At 64.1% G+C, this 18,232-nt stretch carries 23 protein-coding genes; 12 read left to right on the top strand and 11 right to left on the bottom strand.

Translation table 11 applies throughout. The features are described 5' to 3' along the window. The first annotated feature begins 1 nt into the window (after position 1). Complete coding sequence (locus ACWFUC_RS03310) at positions 2-1,072, top strand: porin (protein ID WP_084319776.1); 1,071 nt, start codon at positions 2-4, stop codon at positions 1,070-1,072. A gap of 113 nt (positions 1,073-1,185) precedes the next feature. Here the strand turns inward: ACWFUC_RS03310 and ACWFUC_RS03305 are convergent, their stop codons facing one another. Continuing rightward, the gene (locus tag ACWFUC_RS03305; RefSeq protein WP_209569475.1) at positions 1,186-1,815 is read right to left on the bottom strand and encodes a hypothetical protein; all 630 of its coding nucleotides are present in this window, start codon (positions 1,813-1,815) and stop codon (positions 1,186-1,188) included. Between the two features lie 12 nt (positions 1,816-1,827). Continuing rightward, complete coding sequence (locus ACWFUC_RS03300) at positions 1,828-1,986, bottom strand: hypothetical protein (protein WP_204726849.1); 159 nt, start codon at positions 1,984-1,986, stop codon at positions 1,828-1,830. Between the two features lie 178 nt (positions 1,987-2,164). Between ACWFUC_RS03300 and ACWFUC_RS03295 the strand changes: the two genes are divergently transcribed. Then, a complete protein-coding gene (locus tag ACWFUC_RS03295) occupies positions 2,165-3,136 on the top strand; it encodes a 3-hydroxyacyl-CoA dehydrogenase NAD-binding domain-containing protein (RefSeq protein ID WP_489624098.1) in 972 nt (323 codons plus the stop codon). A 273-nt stretch (positions 3,137-3,409) separates the two neighbouring features. Here ACWFUC_RS03295 and ACWFUC_RS03290 read toward each other — a convergent pair whose 3' ends face one another. Further along, positions 3,410-4,321, bottom strand: a complete 912-nt coding sequence (locus ACWFUC_RS03290; protein ID WP_489624097.1) for a LysR family transcriptional regulator — start codon at positions 4,319-4,321, stop codon at positions 3,410-3,412. Between the two features lie 142 nt (positions 4,322-4,463). Between ACWFUC_RS03290 and ACWFUC_RS03285 the strand changes: the two genes are divergently transcribed. The 3 genes from ACWFUC_RS03285 to ACWFUC_RS03275 all read left to right on the top strand — a co-directional run bounded on the left by ACWFUC_RS03285 (position 4,464) and on the right by ACWFUC_RS03275 (position 6,678). Continuing rightward, on the top strand, positions 4,464-4,913 hold the full coding sequence (locus tag ACWFUC_RS03285; RefSeq protein ID WP_034331311.1) for a PACE efflux transporter: 450 nt from the start codon (positions 4,464-4,466) through the stop codon (positions 4,911-4,913). A gap of 114 nt (positions 4,914-5,027) precedes the next feature. After that, a complete protein-coding gene (locus ACWFUC_RS03280; RefSeq protein ID WP_134134269.1) occupies positions 5,028-5,666 on the top strand; it encodes an FMN-binding negative transcriptional regulator in 639 nt (212 codons plus the stop codon). Between the two features lie 109 nt (positions 5,667-5,775). Further along, entirely contained in the window at positions 5,776-6,678 is a 903-nt protein-coding gene (locus ACWFUC_RS03275) for a helix-turn-helix domain-containing protein (protein ID WP_489624096.1), read from the top strand. A 12-nt stretch (positions 6,679-6,690) separates the two neighbouring features. Here the strand turns inward: ACWFUC_RS03275 and ACWFUC_RS03270 are convergent, their stop codons facing one another. The 5 genes from ACWFUC_RS03270 to ACWFUC_RS03250 all read right to left on the bottom strand — a co-directional run bounded on the left by ACWFUC_RS03270 (position 6,691) and on the right by ACWFUC_RS03250 (position 9,924). Next, positions 6,691-8,247: a sensor histidine kinase gene (locus ACWFUC_RS03270; RefSeq protein ID WP_489624095.1), complete on the bottom strand. Its 1,557-nt coding sequence runs from the start codon at positions 8,245-8,247 to the stop codon at positions 6,691-6,693. Between the two features lie 65 nt (positions 8,248-8,312). Next, positions 8,313-8,711: a response regulator transcription factor gene (locus ACWFUC_RS03265; protein WP_489624094.1), complete on the bottom strand. Its 399-nt coding sequence runs from the start codon at positions 8,709-8,711 to the stop codon at positions 8,313-8,315. Between the two features lie 15 nt (positions 8,712-8,726). Continuing rightward, positions 8,727-8,969, bottom strand: coding sequence for a DUF1427 family protein (locus tag ACWFUC_RS03260; protein ID WP_489624093.1), 243 nt, complete (start codon positions 8,967-8,969; stop codon positions 8,727-8,729). A gap of 13 nt (positions 8,970-8,982) precedes the next feature. Continuing rightward, a complete protein-coding gene (locus tag ACWFUC_RS03255) occupies positions 8,983-9,150 on the bottom strand; it encodes a DUF1427 family protein (RefSeq protein WP_083859654.1) in 168 nt (55 codons plus the stop codon). A gap of 84 nt (positions 9,151-9,234) precedes the next feature. After that, a complete protein-coding gene (locus tag ACWFUC_RS03250; protein ID WP_489624092.1) occupies positions 9,235-9,924 on the bottom strand; it encodes a hydrolase in 690 nt (229 codons plus the stop codon). Positions 9,925-10,218: 294 nt separating this feature from the next. On the opposite strand from ACWFUC_RS03250, the gene ACWFUC_RS03245 reads away from it, so the two are divergent. The 5 genes from ACWFUC_RS03245 to ACWFUC_RS03225 all read left to right on the top strand — a co-directional run bounded on the left by ACWFUC_RS03245 (position 10,219) and on the right by ACWFUC_RS03225 (position 15,058). Continuing rightward, a complete protein-coding gene (locus ACWFUC_RS03245; RefSeq protein ID WP_489624091.1) occupies positions 10,219-12,102 on the top strand; it encodes an amidohydrolase in 1,884 nt (627 codons plus the stop codon). 12 nt (positions 12,103-12,114) lie between these two features. Then, on the top strand, positions 12,115-12,537 hold the full coding sequence (locus tag ACWFUC_RS03240; protein WP_489637441.1) for a DoxX family protein: 423 nt from the start codon (positions 12,115-12,117) through the stop codon (positions 12,535-12,537). A 135-nt stretch (positions 12,538-12,672) separates the two neighbouring features. Continuing rightward, complete coding sequence (locus tag ACWFUC_RS03235; RefSeq protein ID WP_039783148.1) at positions 12,673-13,500, top strand: alpha/beta fold hydrolase; 828 nt, start codon at positions 12,673-12,675, stop codon at positions 13,498-13,500. Between the two features lie 5 nt (positions 13,501-13,505). Beyond that, positions 13,506-14,039 carry a Dps family protein gene (locus ACWFUC_RS03230; RefSeq protein ID WP_489624089.1) on the top strand — a complete coding sequence of 178 codons (534 nt, stop codon included), beginning with the start codon at positions 13,506-13,508 and terminating at the stop codon, positions 14,037-14,039. A gap of 149 nt (positions 14,040-14,188) precedes the next feature. Then, positions 14,189-15,058: a helix-turn-helix domain-containing protein gene (locus ACWFUC_RS03225; protein ID WP_489624088.1), complete on the top strand. Its 870-nt coding sequence runs from the start codon at positions 14,189-14,191 to the stop codon at positions 15,056-15,058. 12 nt (positions 15,059-15,070) lie between these two features. On the opposite strand, the gene ACWFUC_RS03220 is transcribed toward ACWFUC_RS03225, so the two are convergent. The 3 genes from ACWFUC_RS03220 to ACWFUC_RS03210 form a co-directional block, all read right to left on the bottom strand. Next, positions 15,071-15,499: a hypothetical protein gene (locus ACWFUC_RS03220; protein WP_489624087.1), complete on the bottom strand. Its 429-nt coding sequence runs from the start codon at positions 15,497-15,499 to the stop codon at positions 15,071-15,073. Positions 15,500-15,509: 10 nt separating this feature from the next. Continuing rightward, on the bottom strand, positions 15,510-15,725 hold the full coding sequence (locus ACWFUC_RS03215; RefSeq protein ID WP_252696649.1) for a hypothetical protein: 216 nt from the start codon (positions 15,723-15,725) through the stop codon (positions 15,510-15,512). A gap of 289 nt (positions 15,726-16,014) precedes the next feature. Further along, positions 16,015-16,635 (bottom strand): response regulator transcription factor, encoded by a 621-nt coding sequence (locus ACWFUC_RS03210; RefSeq protein WP_121041011.1) that lies wholly within the window; start codon positions 16,633-16,635, stop codon positions 16,015-16,017. A gap of 314 nt (positions 16,636-16,949) precedes the next feature. On the opposite strand from ACWFUC_RS03210, the gene ACWFUC_RS03205 reads away from it, so the two are divergent. Both ACWFUC_RS03205 and ACWFUC_RS03200 read left to right on the top strand, forming a co-directional pair. Then, the gene (locus tag ACWFUC_RS03205; protein ID WP_489624086.1) at positions 16,950-17,651 is read left to right on the top strand and encodes a YoaK family protein; all 702 of its coding nucleotides are present in this window, start codon (positions 16,950-16,952) and stop codon (positions 17,649-17,651) included. Further along, positions 17,648-18,223: a TMEM175 family protein gene (locus ACWFUC_RS03200; RefSeq protein WP_489624085.1), complete on the top strand. Its 576-nt coding sequence runs from the start codon at positions 17,648-17,650 to the stop codon at positions 18,221-18,223. Before ACWFUC_RS03205 ends, ACWFUC_RS03200 begins: the two co-directional genes overlap by 4 nt. The last annotated feature ends 9 nt before the right edge of the window (positions 18,224-18,232 follow it).

The following is an 18,232-nucleotide window of genomic DNA, read 5'->3' as shown; positions in this document are numbered from 1 at the left end:
AGTGCAAAGGAATCACCTCGCCGCCAGCATGCTGGCCGCATTCGCCGCGTTCGCCACGACTTCCGTGCAGGCGCAAACTTCCGTTACCGTCTACGGCCTGATCGATTCGGGCGTGGAATATGTCACCAATGCCAATGCTGCCGGCAACAGCCTGGTGCGCCTCAGCTCGGGCACCATGAACACCTCGCGCATCGGCTTCCGTGGCACCGAAGACCTGGGCGGTGGCCTGAAAGCCATCTTCCAGCTGGAAAACGGCTTCAAGCTGGATAACGGCGCCTTCGACGGCGATTCCAACCAGCTCTTCAACCGCCAGTCCAACGTCGGCCTGGAAGGCGGCTTCGGCCGCGTGGTGGTGGGCCGTTCCTTCTCCACCACCTATGACTTCATCCTGCCGTTCGACCCGATGGGCTACTCGGCCAACTATTCCTGGGTGACCTCGGCCGGTGCCACCGGTGGCCGCAAGGACGGCATGCCGACCGGCGTGTCCAATCTGGTCAAGTACCAGGGCGAGTTCGCGGGCGTGAAGGTCGGTGCCATGTACGGCTTCGGCGAAGTGGCCGGCGAGACCAGCAACGGTGCCAAGTATGGTGTCGGCCTGGGCTGGGGTTCGGGTCCGTTCAGCGTGGCCGCGACCTATGACCGCAACAACAGCGTGAGCACCACCAACGCCCCGTATGACCGCGCCACCAGCGCCCATCTGGCCGCCGGCTACCAGCTGTCGGATGCCTGGAAGTTCAACCTCGGTTACCGCTACTACAAGAAGACCCTGGCCAGCGGCGCTGCCGACCAGCGCAGCGACTTCATCTGGGGCGGCGTGACGTACAAGTTCACTCCGGCCATGAGCGTGATCGGTGCGATCTACTACCAGAACATCAAGAACGTAGCCAACGATGCTGATCCCATCATGTACTCGCTGCGCCTGAAGTACGCGATGTCCAAGCGCACCGACCTGTACCTGAGCACGGCCTATGCCAAGGCCAAGAACAACCAGCTGGTGGGCCTGTCGCGGGATGACGTCGGCTTCTCCAACAGCCAGTTCGGCATGACCCTGGGCATGCAGCACCGCTTCTGATGTCCGTGTAGTCCCCTGGCCCGGCACGCGTGGTTGGCGTGCGGGCCACGATAGTCTTGAGCCGTCATTGACCGGCGCACCCCTGCTGACGGCAGGCGTGCGCCGTTTTTTTTTCAGGGCTTGAGCGGGGGTGGCGAATGCAATTGCAGGAGATCGATCAGCCCCTCGTCACAGACCAGCCGGCCGCAGTCGCCCATGCTGGCCACCAGATGCGCACCGGCCAGCAGCACGAAGATGGTGCCTGCACCTATCCTGCCCCACGGGATGCGGCGTGGTTCATTTTCCTTTTCCGCGCTTTGCAGCAGCAGCAGCGTCGCCGGGTATTCAGCACTCTTGACACCCAGCAGGGCTGCAATGGTCAGGATTGCGGTCAGTGAAAACAGGGCCATCCAGGTATGGAAATGCATGCCTTGCAACAGCGGTCCCGTGGGCGTCTGCCCGGCCAGGGCTTCCAGCGAGATCTGGCGCAAGGCCACCAGCCCGGTCAGCAGCGCGCCCACCAGCGCTACCCCATAATGCGCACTCTTGATCCCGAAGCGCAGATTGCGCAGGAAGCCGATGCCGGTGAGGATGATGCCGGTGTACTGCAGCTGGCGTAGCGGGGTGCCAGGCAACAGCGCCATTGACTGGAGGTACAGCAGCAGGCCCAGGTAGCCACTGATGGCCAGCAGGCACAGGCAATTGAGGAAAATCCCGCCCGGCAGCACGGGTTCGCGTGGGGTGAAGACAACGGAACGGTCCATGAGACGGTGCCATTACAAGATGAAACCCAGGGGGCCCTGGGCGGTTTGGCTGAACCACCACAGGGTGACGATGGTGCTTGCCAACCATAGCTTGTTGCTTAGTGATTTCCAGCCGAGTGCAATCCCCAACACGGTGAGGAAGGCCAGCAGGAAAGGAAGATAGAGAAACATGGCGTGACCCGGAGTTGATCCCGATTCATATCCGGGAATTTGTTTATGTGCTTTGATGCCAATCGTAGCCGAATGCCCATGCAAATCTCGTGCTAAAACCTCGAATAAAATCGAGATTTATCAAGAATATTCATAACGAACCCGGCTTCATTGAAGCCCATCAACAAAGGAGACACAGATGCAAGCATCAGCAAGCGGCGCTCGGGCCGGTCAACAGGAGGTGCGCCGGGTAGCGGTGGTGGGCACCGGCGTGATCGGGGCCAGTTGGGCGGCCTATTTCCTGGCGCGGGGGCTGGAGGTCTCGGCCACCGACCCGATGCCGGATGCGCAAGTGAAGTTGCGTGCCGCCGTGGCGCGTCACTGGCCCAGCCTGGAGTTGCTGGGGCTGGCAACCGGTGCCTCCCCTGAGCGGCTGCGTTTCTCGGCCTCGCTGGAAGAGGCGCTCGAGGGCGCGGACTTCGTGCAGGAAAACGGCCCTGAGCGCGAAGACCTCAAGATCGACCTGTTCCGGCGCATGGATGCCGCGTTGCCGGCGCATGTGGTCCTGGCCTCCAGTTCCTCGGGCCTGCTGATGAGCAAGGTGCAGGCCGCCTGCCGCCATCCCGGCCGGGTGGTGCTGGGCCATCCCTTCAACCCGCCGCACCTGATCCCGCTGGTGGAAGTGATCGGCGGTGCGCAGACCGCACCGGAGGCGGTGCAGGCTGCGCTGGACTTCTACACCGCCATCGGCAAGAAGGCTATTCATGTCCGCAAGGAGGTCAAGGGCCACATCGCCAACCGCCTGCAGGCCGCCCTGTGGCGCGAGGCCTTCCACCTGGTCGAACAGGGCGTGGCCAGCACCGAGGACATCGATACGGCCATCGCCTACGGTCCCGGCTTGCGCTGGGCTTTGATGGGGCCTTATCTCAATCTGCACATGTCGGGCGGAGAGGGCGGCATCGGCCACATGCTGGATCACCTGGGGCCGCCCATCGAAAGCTGGTGGGCCGATCTGGGAGCGCCTTCCATCACCGCTGCGCTCAAGGCACAGATTCGCGCGGGGGTAGAAGAGCAGATGAGCGGCAAGACTTCTGCCGGCATCGCTGCCGAGCGTGACCAGCTGCTGGTGCAGTTGCTGGCGGCCAAGAGCAAGACCAAAATCATTCCGTGAAAACTAAGTTTTCTGAATTTTTTCTCTAAGGTAGCTCTTCTGAAAAACTTAGAAAATTTGATCAGTGTTCAATCGGTTTTCAATCGATTTTCAATCGGTTTTCAATCGGTTTTCAATCGATGTTCATCGTGCAAAAACCAACCGTTCGGACTGAGTAGCGGCCCCGCCGCGTATCGAAGACGCTGTGCAGCGTGATGATAATTTTGCCCGCGCAGCGCCTTCGAGCCGGCCCTGACGGAGCGGCTCAGTCCGAACGGTCTCTGCGGGCCGCATTCATTTGTGCGCGCGCTTGCGCCGGCTCGGTGCCATTTCGCGCATCAGGGCAATGAAACGCTGCGCCCCCAGCCCCAGCGGCTGGTCCTTGTTCCACACCACATCCACCCACATGCGCTGCTGGTTGCTGATGTTGTCGAAATCGATGACCACCAGCGTACCGGCCTCGATCTGTGCCTGCACCAGGCTGTGCGGCAGATAGGCCCAGCCCAGTCCCTCGCGCACCAGCGACAGCGTGGCCAGGTGATTGTCGGTGCGCCAGAGGTGGCGTGCGAGGAAGAAGCGCGGGTCCGAGATGCTGGCATCGCGGCTGGCCACGGCGATCTGGCGGATGTCGTACAGGTCTTCATAACGCAGCTTGCGCTTCTTGCGCAGCCGCGCCGGATGCTCGGGTGCGATCACCGCCACCATCATCTCGCTGCTGAATTCCTGGAAGGCCTCGCGGTCATTGCCGGCATGGCGCTCGAAGACCAGCGCCAGCTGTGCCGTATTGTCATAGAGCATGCGCATGGCATCGGCCTGCGGCGAGGACAGTACTTCCACCTCCAGTGAGGGAAATTCTTCCGCCAGCACCGCCAGCGGTTTGGCCCAGGGCACCGACAGCAGTTCCGGGGCCACCGCCAGCGTCAGCTTGCGCTCCAGTCCCTGATGCATGGCCAGCGCGTGGGCGTCGAGCTGGCGCAGGGTGCTGGCCAGCAGGCGTGCATCCGGTTCCAGCGCGTGCGCCAGTTCGGTCGGTCGGGCATCGCGCGCGGTGCGGTCGAACAGCACCAGGTCCAGCTCCGCTTCCAGCTGGCTGATGGTCATGCTGACCGAGGAAGGCACGCGTCCCAGCTGGCGCGCCGCCGCCGAGAACGAACCACTGTCGAGCACGGCCAGGAAGACCCTGACGTTGTCACTGGAGAAAGCCATCGTCTGTTCCTTGTGTGTATGGCAGTGCCGACCTGTCAGAAAAACTGAAAGAAGCCGACTTCATTCATCAAAAACTTCATCATAGAATGCTTTCCATCGCGCGGCCAGAGGACTGGCGCGCCGCAGTCTTCAGGAGCAACTCATGCAAGGTTTCAAACGCAAGCTGGTCTATGCCTGCCTCTTCGAGGGGCTGGCCATCATTTTCACCACGGTCGGGCTGAGCGTCTTCGCGGGCCATGACAGTGGCCATGCATCGGCCGCCGCCGTGGCCTCGTCGACCATCGCCTTCGTATGGAATTTCATCTTCAACGGTTTGTTCGAACGCTGGGAGGCACGCCAGCCGCGCCGTGGCCGCAACTTTGCGCGCCGTGCCGCGCACGCCCTCGGTTTCGAAGGCGGGCTGGTGGTGATGCTGGTGCCGCTGTTCGCCTGGTGGCTGGGCATCAGCCTGTGGGAAGCGCTGGTACTGGACTTCGGGCTGATCGTGTTCTTCATGATCTACACCTATCTGTTCAACCTCGGCTTTGACCGTGTCTTCGGCCTGCCCAGCTCGGCCATGCCGGTCAGCCCGCAGACCGCAGAAGCGCGCTGAGCGAACGGTGACGTTGACTGGAGCTGTCCGCAACTGCAGGAAGTCGCGGCGCAGGATGCAATAGAATAGGGCGCTCCTCTCCCTTCAACGCCAGTCCAACGCCAGCCGCCCGCCATGTACATCCCCGCCCATTTCGCCGACCAGGACACTGCCAGCCTGCACCAGCTCATCACCGCCCATCCCTTCGGCGTGCTGGTCTCGCACACGGCCAGCGGGCTGGATGCCAACCATCTTCCTTGCCATCTCGACACCGCTCAGGGGGCCTTGGGCACGCTGCATCTGCACGTGGCGCGCGCCAATCCGCTGTGGCGCGCGCTGGCCGATGGCGATGAAGTGCTGGTGGTGTTCTCGGCGGGGGATGCCTACATCTCGCCGAGCTGGTATCCCAGCAAGCATGAGGCGCATCGCCAGGTGCCGACCTGGAATTACAGCGTGGCGCATGCCCATGGCCGCGTGACCATCCGCGATGACGAGCGCTACCTGCGCGGCGTGGTGGCGCGCCTGACCCGGACTCACGAGGCCGGCGAGGCCAAGCCGTGGAAGATGTCCGATGCGCCTGCCGACTACACCGATACCTTGCTCAAGGCCATTGTCGGCATCGAAATCGAGATCACGCGCCTGGAAGGCAAGCGCAAGCTCAGCCAGAACAAGGACGTGCGGGATATCGAAGGCGCAGGCAGAACGCTGGCCGAGCGCGGCCATGTGCAGCTGGGCGAGGCCATGCTGCAGGAGGCTGCCCGCAAGCAACAGTAGCCGGCGAGACAATACTGCGCATTCCTCACACCGGAATGCGCCGCCCTGTAGAATCGCGAAAAAGCTTGCCGTACTCCCTCTCGTCTTTCCGATTCCCACGAGGTCGCCCATGACTGCCCAGGTCCCGCTTGCCACCGCCCCCGCACGCAGCGACTCTCTCGGCTGTTCGTCCACTGCGCTGAAGCAGAGCCAGGAGCTGCAGGGCAGTCAGTTCAGCTTCTATCGCAAGCGGGTTGAAGGCCGTGAGGTGTCGCAGGTCTACACGCCGGCCTCCGATCGCGGTTTCCTGGTCGGCATCTCGATGGCGTCGCAGCACCGCCGCAGCATCTTCCGCGGCCGCCAGGGCGCGCAGTTCGAGTTCGGACGCGGTGCCGTCTACATCCGCGATTTTTCCGAAGACTACCGGGCCGACTTGCAGACGCCCTTCGACTTCCTGCTGGTGGAGTTGCCGCTGTCATGGTTCGCCACGGTCAACGAGGATCTGCGCGGACGCAAGGCCAGCGGACTGGCCACCGTGACCGGCCACGATGATCCGGTGCTGGCCCATCTGGCCGCCGCACTGGGCCCGGCACTGGCCCAGCCCGATGCCGACAATCACCTGTTCGTCGACCAGCTCGGCCTGGCCATGGGCACCCATCTGCTGCAACGCTATGGCGGGGCCAGCCTGCCTGCGCCGCGCCATGTGCGGCTGTCGCGCCTGCACGAGGAGCGGGCCAAGCAGATGCTGCTGCAGAAAAACCGCGACCAAGTCTCCATTCCCGAGATCGCGCGCGAATGCAACATGTCGGCCAGCTACTTCCTGCGCGCCTTCAAGGCCAGTACCGGCCACACGCCGCACCAGTGGCTGCTGCTGCAGCGGGTCGACATGGCGCGCGAATATCTGCGCCACAGCGGGTTGTCGCTGGCCGAGATCGCAGTGGCCTGCGACTTCTACGACCAGAGCCATTTCAGCCGCGTGTTCTCGCAGATCGTGGGCAGCAGTCCGGGCGCATGGCGTCGCCGGCTGGGCTGAGGGACGCGGGGCTCACGGCACGCGTGGCAGGTCGAAGCTGAACACCGTCCCTTGCGGCTGCGCCGCCTCCACGCGCAGGCGGCCGCGATGGGTCTCGATGATGGAACGGCAGATCGCCAGCCCCATGCCCATGCCGGTTTCCTTGGTGGTATAGAAGGCATCGAAGATGTGCGGCATGGCGTCGGCCACGATGCCCTCGCCGCTATCCTGTATCTCTACCTTCACGCGCTGTTCATTGCAGCAGCTCACGCCGATGTTGAGCGTGCGTGCATTTTCCGGCACCGCTGCCATGGCATCGATGGCATTGACCACCAGGTTCAGCAGCACCTGCTGCAACTGCACCGTATCCCCCAGTACATGGACCTCGGCAGGCGGCAGGGACAGCGAAAGATGCACTTCGCGTTGATCCAGCTCGCTGCGTGACAGGGTCAGCGTATGCCGGATCAGCGCAGCCAGGTCGAGGCGCTCGAATTGCGGCGCGCGATTGCGGGTCAGGTTCTGCAGGCTGCTGATGATGCCGCCGGCGCGCTGGCCTTCGCTGATGATGTCGCGCAGGCCGGCGCGCGCATGTTCCAGTTCCGGCACGGGCCGGTTCAGCCAGCGCAGGCTGGCCCCGGCGTTGGAGACGATGGACATCAGCGGCTGGTTGATTTCATGGGCGATGGACGCGGTCAGCTGGCCCACGGTGTTGGCGCGCGAGACGCGCTCCATGTCCACCTGGGCCGCGCGGATGGCGTATTCCGCCTGCCGCCGCACGGTGATGTCGGTGGCCGTCCCCACGTATTCGGTGAAGGTGCCATCCACCCATACCGGCTTGCCGATGCCGGAGAGATAGCGCACCTCGCCCGTGTCCTGGCGGCAGATGCGGTGCTCCACGCGGATGGTGCCGCCCATGGCGACGGCCGCATTGACGGTCTCGATCACTTCCTGCCGGTCATCGGGATGCATGATGGACGCGAACTCGTCATAGGTGATGCAGTTGCGGCCCGCCGGCAGGCCGTAGATGCGGCACAGTTCATCGGAGCAGAACATCAGGTCTTCGCGCACCAGGTAGCGCATGCTGCCGGCGTGGTTGAAGCGTTCGCCCTGCTTGAGCAGTTCCTGGCTGGTGCGCAGTTCGCGTTCGGCGCACAGCAGTTGTTCCTTTTCCAGCAAGGCCTGCGCATGGTCGGCGGCATTGGCCAGAGCCACGGCGGCGTGGGCGGCGAGGTGATGGGCGCAGCGCGTCATGGCCGCAGCGGGTGGCGCGTCGTAATACAGCAGCAGTTCGCCACGCGCCTGGCCACGATGGCTCAGGCGCAGGGTGAGCGTGGCCGTGTGCAGATCGTCCGGCCCGGCGATGCAGTGATCCTGGCTGTTGCAGACGCCCATGCCATCGCGCAGGGCCTCGGACTCGATCAGCGTCAGGCCGGCCTCATGTCGCACCAGCAGGCAGCGCCGTGCACCGGCCAGATGGCAGAGCGCGCGGGTGAGTGCCGGCTTGAGCAGGACCGGGTCGAGCAGCGCCGACAATTCGCGCAGGGCGTGCAGCAGGGCATCGTCGTCGGCAGGGCGCGGGTCGGACGGCAAGGGGATCTCCAGGCAAGGATGATGAGGTCAAGGCCGCATTGTGCCGCATTGCCGACGCGTGCGGTTCAGGGCGGGCCGTAGAGCAGGGTGGACGTCAGCAGCACCAGCAGGGTATCGGCGTCGACCGGTTTGACCAGCAGCGCCATGCCCATGGCCGTGGCGCGCTGGCGCTGCAGCGGCGTGACCTGCGCCGAGATGAACAGCACCGGCAGGTCCGGCCGCAGGCTGCGCAGTTGCTCGGCCAGTTCGAAGCCGCTCATTCCCGGCAGGTTCAGGTCCACTATGGCGCAGGCGGCTACCGGCAGGCAACTGCTGGTGAGGAAATCCTCGCCGCCATCGAAACTGCAATGGCGATGCCCGGCGGAATCCAGCAAGTTGCACAGGGCCGCGCGGACCCCGAGATCGTCATCGATCACCGCGATGGGGCGGTGTGATGGTGGCGTTGTCTCCCCTTCGCTCATCATCGTCTGCCCGGTGGCTCACTTGGCGTCCGGCGGCGGTGTGCCGGTGATCTTGAGCATGCATTCGCGGTGAAACCACGCTGCGCTCAGCGGCTCGCCGGCCAGCTTGCGGCGCACGATGGGCACCAGCTGTTCGCCGATGAGCATGCCCAGCAAGCCGAGCAGGGCGATGATGGGCGGTGCCGGTGACTGCACGTGCAGGGCCGCGTAGATCAGGCCGGCCAGCAGGCCCATCAGGAGGGAGATCAGGTAAGGTTTCATGCGTACTCCGGGATCAGTGGCCCAGCAGGGGCCCCAGGCCGTTGACCAGGCGCTCGGCCAGCACCATGCCCAAGAGGCCGATGAGGGCAATGCCCGGTGGTGCCGGTGAGCGCACCTTGAAGAGCGCATAGACGACACCGATCAGGATGCCGGCCCCCAGGGAAATCAGATAAGCGGACATGGCCCGGCTCCTCGTGAAGATGGGACGCCGCCGCGCCCCGCCGATGCAGGGCAGGAGCGCGGCGGCGTCGGTGACCGGACTGGCTTACCTGGCCGGCACCGGTGCCAGGATCTTCTGGTTGCCGTGCGGGCGCTGCTCGGCCTTGTGCACCATGGTGTAGGCATAGTCCACGCCCATGCCGTAGGCCCCCGAGTGTTCGCGCACGATGTCCATGACGGCGTTGTAGGTTTCCTTGCGGGCCCAGTCGCGCTGCCATTCCAGCATCACCTGCTGCCAGGTCACGGGGATGACGCCGGCCTGGATCATGCGCTGCATGGCGTAGTCGTGGGCTTCCTTGGAGGTGCCGCCGGAGGCGTCGGCCACCATGTAGATCTCGTAGTCGCCTTCGGCCATGGCACACAGGGCGAAGCTGTTGTTGCAGACTTCGGTCCACAGGCCGGCCACGACCACCTTCTTCTTGCCGTTGGCTTTGAGGGCGTCGCGCACCTTCTGGTCATCCCAGGAGTTCATGGAGGTACGTTCCAGGATGTCGTGCTCGGGGAAGACCGACAGCAGTTCCGGATAGGTGTAGCCGGAGAAGCCCTGGGTTTCCACGGTGGTGATGACGGTAGGGATGTTGAAGACCTTGGCCGACTTGGCCAGGGCGACGACGTTGTTCTTCAGTGCCTGGCGGTCCATCGACTGCACGCCGAAGGCCATCTGCGGCTGGTGGTCGATGATGATGAGCTGGCAGTTGGTCGGGGTCAGGACGTCGAGTTTGGTGTTGGTGGTCATGATGGTTCCGTAGGTGGAGTGAGCAGGGAGACGGCAGCCGCTGCCTTGGCCGGGGAGAGGCGGTGCGCAGCGGCGTGGCAGGGGAGTGAGGCTGCCGGAGGCGATCATAGGCAAGCGGGCAGGGCGCTGCCATTATCTGTTCGTATAGCTAGACGCTGGCAGTGCGTTTTTGCACACTGCCATCACCAACAAAAGCACCAACACAAGCGCATGAGATGGACGATTCGCCGCCAGCGACGCCACACCCTGCGCAATCCGCCCTCTTCATCGTTGCAGCCCATGCCCGGAGCCTCCATGACCATCGCAGCCAGCGTCACCCCTGACCTGATTTTGTTGAACGGCAAGATCCACACCGTCGACAAGCAAAACCCCATCGCCGAAGCCGTTGCCATCGGCGGCGGAAAATTCATCGAAGTCGGCAGCGCCGCCGACGTGATGCGTCTCAAGCAGGCGAGCACCCAGGTCATCGACCTGGGCGGCCGCACCGTCATCCCCGGCCTGAACGACTCGCACCTGCACCTCATCCGTGGCGGCCTGAACTACAACCTGGAACTGCGCTGGGAAGGCGTGCCGTCGCTGGCCGATGCACTGCGCATGTTGAAGGACCAGGCGGCGCGCACGCCGCATCCGCAATGGGTGCGCGTGGTCGGTGGCTGGACCGAATTCCAGTTCGCCGAGAAGCGCATGCCCACGCTGGAAGAGTTGAACGCGGCCGCACCCGATACCCCGGTCTTCGTGCTGCACCTGTATGACCGCGCGCTGCTCAATCGCGCCGCGCTGCAAGCGGTGGGCTACACCAAGGACACGCCCAATCCGCCGGGCGGCGAGATCGTGCGCGATGCCTCGGGCAATCCGACCGGCATGCTGATCGCTCGTCCCAATGCCATGATCCTGTATGCCACCCTGGCCAAGGGACCGACCCTGCCGCAGGAATACCAGGTCAATTCGACCCGCCAGTTCATGCGCGAGCTGAACCGCCTGGGCGTGACCAGCGCCATCGATGCCGGCGGCGGTTTCCAGAACTACCCGGACGACTACCAGATCATCAACAAGCTCGCAGCCGACGGCCAACTGACCATCCGCATTGCCTACAATCTGTTCACCCAGAGCAAGGGAAGTGAACTGGCCGATTTCCAGAAGTGGACCGGTATGGTCAAGCCAGGTGACGGGGACGACTTCCTGCGCCATAACGGCGCCGGTGAAATGCTGGTGTTCTCGGCGGCCGACTTCGAGGATTTCCTCGAACCGCGTCCCGACCTCGCCGACGGCATGGAAGAGGAGCTGGAACGGGTGGTGCGCCACCTCGTGTCCAACCGCTGGCCGTTCCGCCTGCATGCCACCTATGACGAATCGATCTCGCGCATGCTGGACGTGTTCGAGAAGGTCAACCGCGATATCCCCTTCGACGGCCTGCACTGGATGTTCGACCACGCCGAGACCATCACCGAGCGCAACATCGAGCGCGTCAAGGCGCTGGGCGGCGGCATTGCCATCCAGCATCGCATGGCCTTCCAGGGCGAATACTTCATCGACCGCTACGGCAGCGATGCCGCCGAGCACACGCCACCCGTGGCCAAGATGCTGGAGATGGGCGTGCCGGTCGGTGCAGGTACCGACGCCACCCGCGTGGCCAGCTACAACCCCTGGACTGCACTGTACTGGTTGGTCTCCGGCCGTACTGTTGGCGGCACGCAACTGTACCGGTCAACTGGCAGGTTACCTCGCGAAACTGCACTGGAACTGTGGACCGCAGGCAGCGCCTGGTTCTCCAGCGAGCAGGCCAAGAAGGGTCGCATCCAGGCCGGCCAGCTGGCCGACCTCGCCGTGCTGTCGGCGGATTTCTTCAGCGTGCATGAAGACGACATCAAGTCCATCGAATCGGTCATGACCGTGGTGGATGGCAAGGTGGTCTATGGCACCGGTCCGTTCTCCGCGCACGGTCCGGGCGAGATCCCGGTGCTGCCCGAGTGGTCGCCGGTGGCCAAGGTGCCGGGACACTATCGCGCCGTCGCCAGCAGCGATGCCGCACGCCGGAAGAAGACCGCGCTGCCGCATGCCTGCGCGGGTTCCTGCGGGGTGCATGGACACGCGCATGATGTGGCGCGCAAGTCGACCGTTCCGGTCTCCCACTTCGCCGGTTTCTGGGGCGCGTTGGGTTGCAGCTGCTTCGCGTTCTGAGCGGGGCCGATCATGCAAGCGAATCATTCCGCTCGCCGGACCGGTTGGTCGGTCCCGCCCCTGGATCTGGGTTTGCTGTTCCTGCGCGTGGCCGCCAGCTTCATGCTGTTCTACGTGCATGGTTTGCCCAAGCTCATGCATTACGCGCATGAGCTGACCGTCATCGAGGATCCCTTCGGCCTCGGCCCGACGGTATCGCTCTGGTCCGCCATCCTGGCTGAAGCGCTATGCCCGGTGTTGATCGCGCTTGGCCTGTTCACCCGCCTGGCCTGCCTGCCCATCATCGGCGTGCTGCTGGTGGCCATGCTGGCGGTGCATCCCGGCTGGAGCATCGCGGAAGGGCAGTTCGGCTGGCTGCTGCTGGTGATCTTCACGGCCATCGCGCTGTGCGGTCCGGGCCAGTGGCGGCTGGGCCAGGCCGCAGCTCAGCCGTAGGAATCAAGTCGATTCACGGCGGTCTCTCTTCCAGCTTCATTGGCAGATTCAACGTTGTCAGGCCGCTCTGCCATGCGCAGGGCGGTTGCTGTTCCCTGCACGGCCTCTCCACACCATCTCACAAGGAGTCACACCATGAGCACCATCACTACCCGCGACGGCACTGAAATCTATTACAAGGACTGGGGCAGCGGCCAACCGGTCGTCTTCGGCCACGGCTGGCCGCTGGACGGCGACATGTGGGAATACCAGATGAACTTCCTGGCCGAGCGCGGCTACCGCGTCATCGCCTATGACCGCCGTGGCTTCGGCCGTTCCAGCCAACCCTGGAGCGGTTATGACTACGACACCTTCGCCGATGACCTGGCCGAGCTGATGGACAAGCTGGACCTGCAGGGCGCAACCCTGGTCGGCTTCTCCATGGGCGGCGGCGACGTGGCCCGCTACATCGGCCGCCACGGCAGCAAGCGCGTGGCCAAGGCGGCGCTGCTGGGTGCGGTGACGCCGATCTTCGGCCAGGCGCCGGACTTCCCGCAGGGCGTGCCGGCCGAGGTCTTTGCCGGCATCAAGGAAGGTCTGCTCAAGGATCGCGCGCAATTCATCAGCGACTTCGCCGCCGTCTTCTTCGGCACCAACCGTCCGGGCAAGGCCGATGCGGTCAGCGCCGGCGTACTCTCGCAGACCTTCAACATCGCCATGCTGGCCTCGCTGAAGGGAACGCTGGATTGCGTGAGCGCCTTCTCCGGCACCGACTTCCGTGAAGACATCAAGAAATTCAACTTCCCGACCCTGGTGATCCACGGTGATGACGACCAGGTCGTCCCCTTCCAGACCACCGGCAAGCTGGTGGCCGAGATGGTGCCGGGGGCGCAGCTGAAGATCTATGGCGGCGCACCGCACGCCCTGTGCGCCACCCACAAGGACCAGATCAACGAAGACCTGCTGGCCTTCCTGAAGGGGTAAGCACCATGAGCCTGGATGCAACCCAACGCCAAGCGCTGGAAAAGCGCCGCCTGGCGCCGCTGGCCACACCTGGCGCGCTCTCGGAGCTGGCCACGCAGGAAATCGGTGGCGCCCTCACCATGCTGCTGGCGGACATCTTCGCGCTGTACCTGAAGACCAAGAATTTCCACTGGCACATGTCGGGACCGCATTTCCGCGATTACCACCTGCTGTTGGATGACCAGTCCGGGCAGATCATCGCCATCACCGATGCGGTGGCCGAGCGGGTACGCAAGATCGGTGCGACCACCTTGCGTTCCACCGGGCATATCGGCAAGCTGCAACGGCTGGCCGACAACGATGCCGACTTCGTCACGCCCTCCGACATGCTGGCCGAACTGCGGGAGGACAACCTGCGCCTGGTCGGTTTCATGATGGCCACCCATGCGCTGTGCGATGAGCACGGCGACGTGGCTACCGCCAGTCTGCTGGAAAACTGGATCGACGAGGCCGAGCAGCGGGCCTGGTTCCTGTTTGAATCGGGGCGGACCTCGATGTGAGCGCTCCCTCTTGATGCAGGGTGCGGAAGGCAGAGCTTGACGGCTCTGCCTTTTTTGCGTTTTCCTTCACTCAGCTTCGGATGCGTCGGCTTGTTGGCCGCCACTGGAGCGGGTGGTTTTTCTTTCTTTCACTTTTATCGATTTTCCACGTGATCCAGCCCTTGCCCCGGCGTTTCATCAAGCGTCTCCGCCTGCAGGACGGCCTGGGCCTGACGCGCGCCGCGCAGTCGCAGGTCACGGGCGTCTCGTCCGGGGCGGTGCCGGTGATCGACATTCCGGGCGAGGATGCCTTTTCGGTGATCGTGCAATTGCAGGATTTCCGCCATCACAAGCTGTGGCGCGGCCAGCAGCTGGTGCATGCGGGCGGCCACCGCAGCGGCGAAATGGCCATCACCGACCTGCGTGAGCAGTGGCGCTGCCAGCACCTGTCGGACTACGACAACGTACGCCTGCAGTTGCCGCGCGCCACCATCGAGCAATGGAGCGAGGAGGGCGGACGCCGCATCAGCGGGCTGCAGCAGCGCCAGGCGGTGCGCGACCCGGTGATCTGGCACCTGGTGCAGGCGATGTTGCCGATGCTGGGCGAGGCGGCCAATGATGGCGATACGGTGTTCATGGACAGCGTGACGCTGGCCCTGCACACGCATCTGGCCCGGCACTATGGCGGCCAGCCGCTGGCGCGCAACAGCGGCCGCCTGGCCGGATGGCAGCAGGTGCGGGTACGGGACTACATGCTGGCGCATTTGGGACAGCGCCTGACGCTGGCCGAGCTGGCGGCGCAGTGCGGCTTGTCGCGCGCGCATTTCTCGCGCGCCTTCAAGCTCAGCTTTGGTCTGCCGCCGCACGCCTGGCTGCAGCGCCAGCGCATCGCCCTGGCTTGCCAGCTGCTGCGCGAGGAGGGCAAGAGCATGTCGGTCATTGCGCTGGAGTGCGGGTTCTCGGACCAAAGTCACTTCAGCCGGGTGTTCAAGCAGGTGATGGGGGTGGGGCCGATGGGGTGGGTGAGGGGACAGGGATAGGCCATGCCAGGCTTACTCGCCCAGCACGGAAATATGGGTGCGGTCATCCGGCGTCAACAAGGGCGCGATGCTCTGGTCCGTATATATTTTGTCTCCCGTGCCGGTGACCACGACCAGATGGAGATCAGGATCCGCTTGATTTGCCGTCGTCCCCCGTCGTATCGCCTTCATCGTTCTTGCCAGCGCAGAGCGGCGTTTCCTGCCGGATGCGCGAACGGCGTCTTTCCATTCGTTCCAGAGTTGCTCGACACCCTCGCTGCGCTCTGCATACCGCACTTCGATGCCGCACAGGCCGTCACCCTGGCTCACCAGAAGGCCGATGTGTTCGCCCGGGCGGGAAGGCGTCACGTGAAAGAATTCACTACCGGATCGCTGCAACATTTGCGCAACCAGGCCCTCGGCAAATTGGTGTGCGATTTCTTGACGACGGGAACGTGGCATGGGCGGCTCCTCAGATGAGCTGTGTCAGTGGCGGATTGTTGCGCAGCGACCAGACGCGGCAAACTTCGTTGTAGATGGCAATCTTGACGGCGTCTTCGGCAAGGTCATGGTGTGGCGCAAGACGTGCGATCCCTTTCGACTGGCGTGCATCTATCCCCTTTACATAGATCCGCTCCCGGCGTGCGGTGCTGCGATCGACGATGCCCACGAAGAAAGGGGTCTTCATGGCGCGCGCACGCTTGATGGAATGACCGGACGCATGAGTTCAATACCGCACAGGTATTCACCGCCGGTGCCAATGATGTTCTTGAGATTGCCCATCGTGGTTGTGCGGGTAGCGATGGAGGCCGCCCGGGCTGCTGTCAGAGCCGCACAGCTTACTGATGGGAAGAAGGGATGTGTTCAGGAATACCGCAAAAGCGGATCAGTTTCGAAGGCCTTCGACGACGATGGGCGCTCTTGCGGTGGTCATTGATGGTCCGTCTCGTGCGGATACCGTCAGCTGGCCGGCAGCCTCACCGCTGCCGCGCAGAATGAATCTGCAATCGCTCCGCCGCCCGCACCAGATCGGCCAGGGTCTTGGTCTGCATCTTGTCCATCACGCGGCGCTTGTGGACCTTGACGGTGATTTCGCTGATGCCCAGCTCGGTGGCGATCTGCTTGTTGAGCAATCCGCCGATGGCCAGTTCCAGCACTTCCCGCTCACGCGGGGTCAGCTTTTCCAGCCGCGAAGTGCTGGCGGCCTGCTCCACACGCTGATGCAGATCACGCCCGGCAATGGCCAGTGCCTCCTGCACCGCGCCCAGCAGGCGCTCGTCTTCGATCGGCTTGGTAAGGAATTCATGGGCACCCGCCTTCATCGCCTGCACCGTCACGGGAATGGTGCCGTAGCCGGAAATGAAGATCACCGGAATGGCATCGCCGCGCTGTTCCAGCTGCCGTACCACCTCGAAGCCATCCGAGCCGGGCATCTTCATGTCCAGCAGCAGGCAGCACGGCGTGCCCGGCAGCGACTCGCGCAGAAACTCGTCGGCTGAGGCAAAGCCGCGCGCCTTCAGGCCGGCCGAGGCCAGCAGTCTCAACAGGGCGGTCCTGACCATGCCATCGTCATCGACGACGTATACGGTACTTTCCATAATGAATCCGTCTTGCCGGGTTGCGAAAATCCTTGCACCGGCACGCCTTCGCAACGCCCCTCTTCGGGCGTCGCAGGCCTTGCCGTGCAGTCCTTCGCATCATCAGCATTCAGGCCCGGCTTGGATTGTACAAATGTGCTGTTTTTTGTAGAAAATGCCTTTGTTGCATCCATCAAGGGCATATCGTTGCCGGATCGGCAAGGGTTTGGCGCGGCTTCGCCGGACTTGTCTTATCCACAGGGATAATGGGCGGACGGCAGCAGCGGTGCTAAGGTGTGCGGCCTGCCCCCCGCCCTCCGGAAGCGAGAGACCTCATGAATGCCGCACAACGCAACCGCCTCCAGTCCTCGGGACTGGCCTTCCTCGCCGCCTATGTCGATACGCTGGGCTTCATCGCGCTGTTCGGCCTGTTCACGGCGCACGTGACGGGCAACTTCATCCTCATCGGCGCGGCCCTGGCGGATACCTCGCAGATGTCCATCCTGCTGAAATTCCTGGCCTTCCCGGCCTTCATCCTCGGCGTGGCCGTGGCACGCCTGTTCATCGCCGCCATCCAGCGCCGCGATGGCCGCGCCCTGGGCTGGTCACTGCTGCTGCAGTTGCTGTTGCTGACCGGATTCATGCTCTGCGGCATCGCCGCCGCTCCGGTGCAGTCGCCCACGGCGGGCTGGGTGATGGCGTCCGGGCTGCTGGGCACGGCATCGATGGGCGTGCATAGCGCCATCAGCCGCCTGCTGCTGGCGCATCTGGCACCGACCTCGCTGATGACGGGCAACGTCACGCAAGTGGTGATCGACGTGGTGGACATGCTGCGCGGCGCGGCCGATGCCGGTACCACCGAGCGCTGCATCAAGTTCGTGTGGCCGGTGCTGTCGTTCGGCGCGGGTGCCATCGCCGCCGCCTTCGCCTATCACGCCATCGGCTTTGCCGGGCTGATCGTGCCGGTGCTGATCCTGGTGGCGATGGTGGTGTGGGAATTTCGCCAGCCGCTGCCGGCCAAGGCGGCCACGCCGTGAACAAGTCGCGGCTGGAAGCCTTCAGCGATGGCGTCATCGCCATTGCCATCACCATCATGGTGCTGGGCTTGCAGACACCGCAGGGCGCCGGTCTGGCCGACCTCGCCCCGCTCATGCCGCCGCTGCTGAGCTATGTATTGAGCTTCGTCTACATCGGCATCTACTGGGTCAACCATCATCACCTGCTGCAGCTGGCCACGCAGGTCGACCGGCGCGTGCTGTGGGCCAACCTGCACCTGCTGTTCTGGCTGTCGCTGCTGCCCTTCGTCACCTCGTGGATGGCCAACCATCATCGGCAGAGCGCACCCGTGGCCTGCTATGGCGTGGTGCTGCTGATGTGTTCGGTCTCTTTCCTGCTGTTGAAACGCGCGCTGCGCCACAGTGAAGCGGCGCATCCTTCGCTGGCGGCCATGCTGGGGCACGGGCGCAAGAATGCGCTCTCCATCCTGCTCTATGCGGTGGCCATTCCGCTGTCACTGGCCACCCCGCTGGGCGCGACCGCCATCTACGTGCTGCTGGCCCTGCTGTGGTTCCTGCCGGACCATCACTTCGAGGCGGCCCGCTCGCAATGAAGGCGCGGA

It is taken from the genome of Herbaspirillum sp. Her4 (genome assembly GCF_057961335.1).
This window is presented reverse-complemented; position numbering and strand designations above follow the sequence as displayed.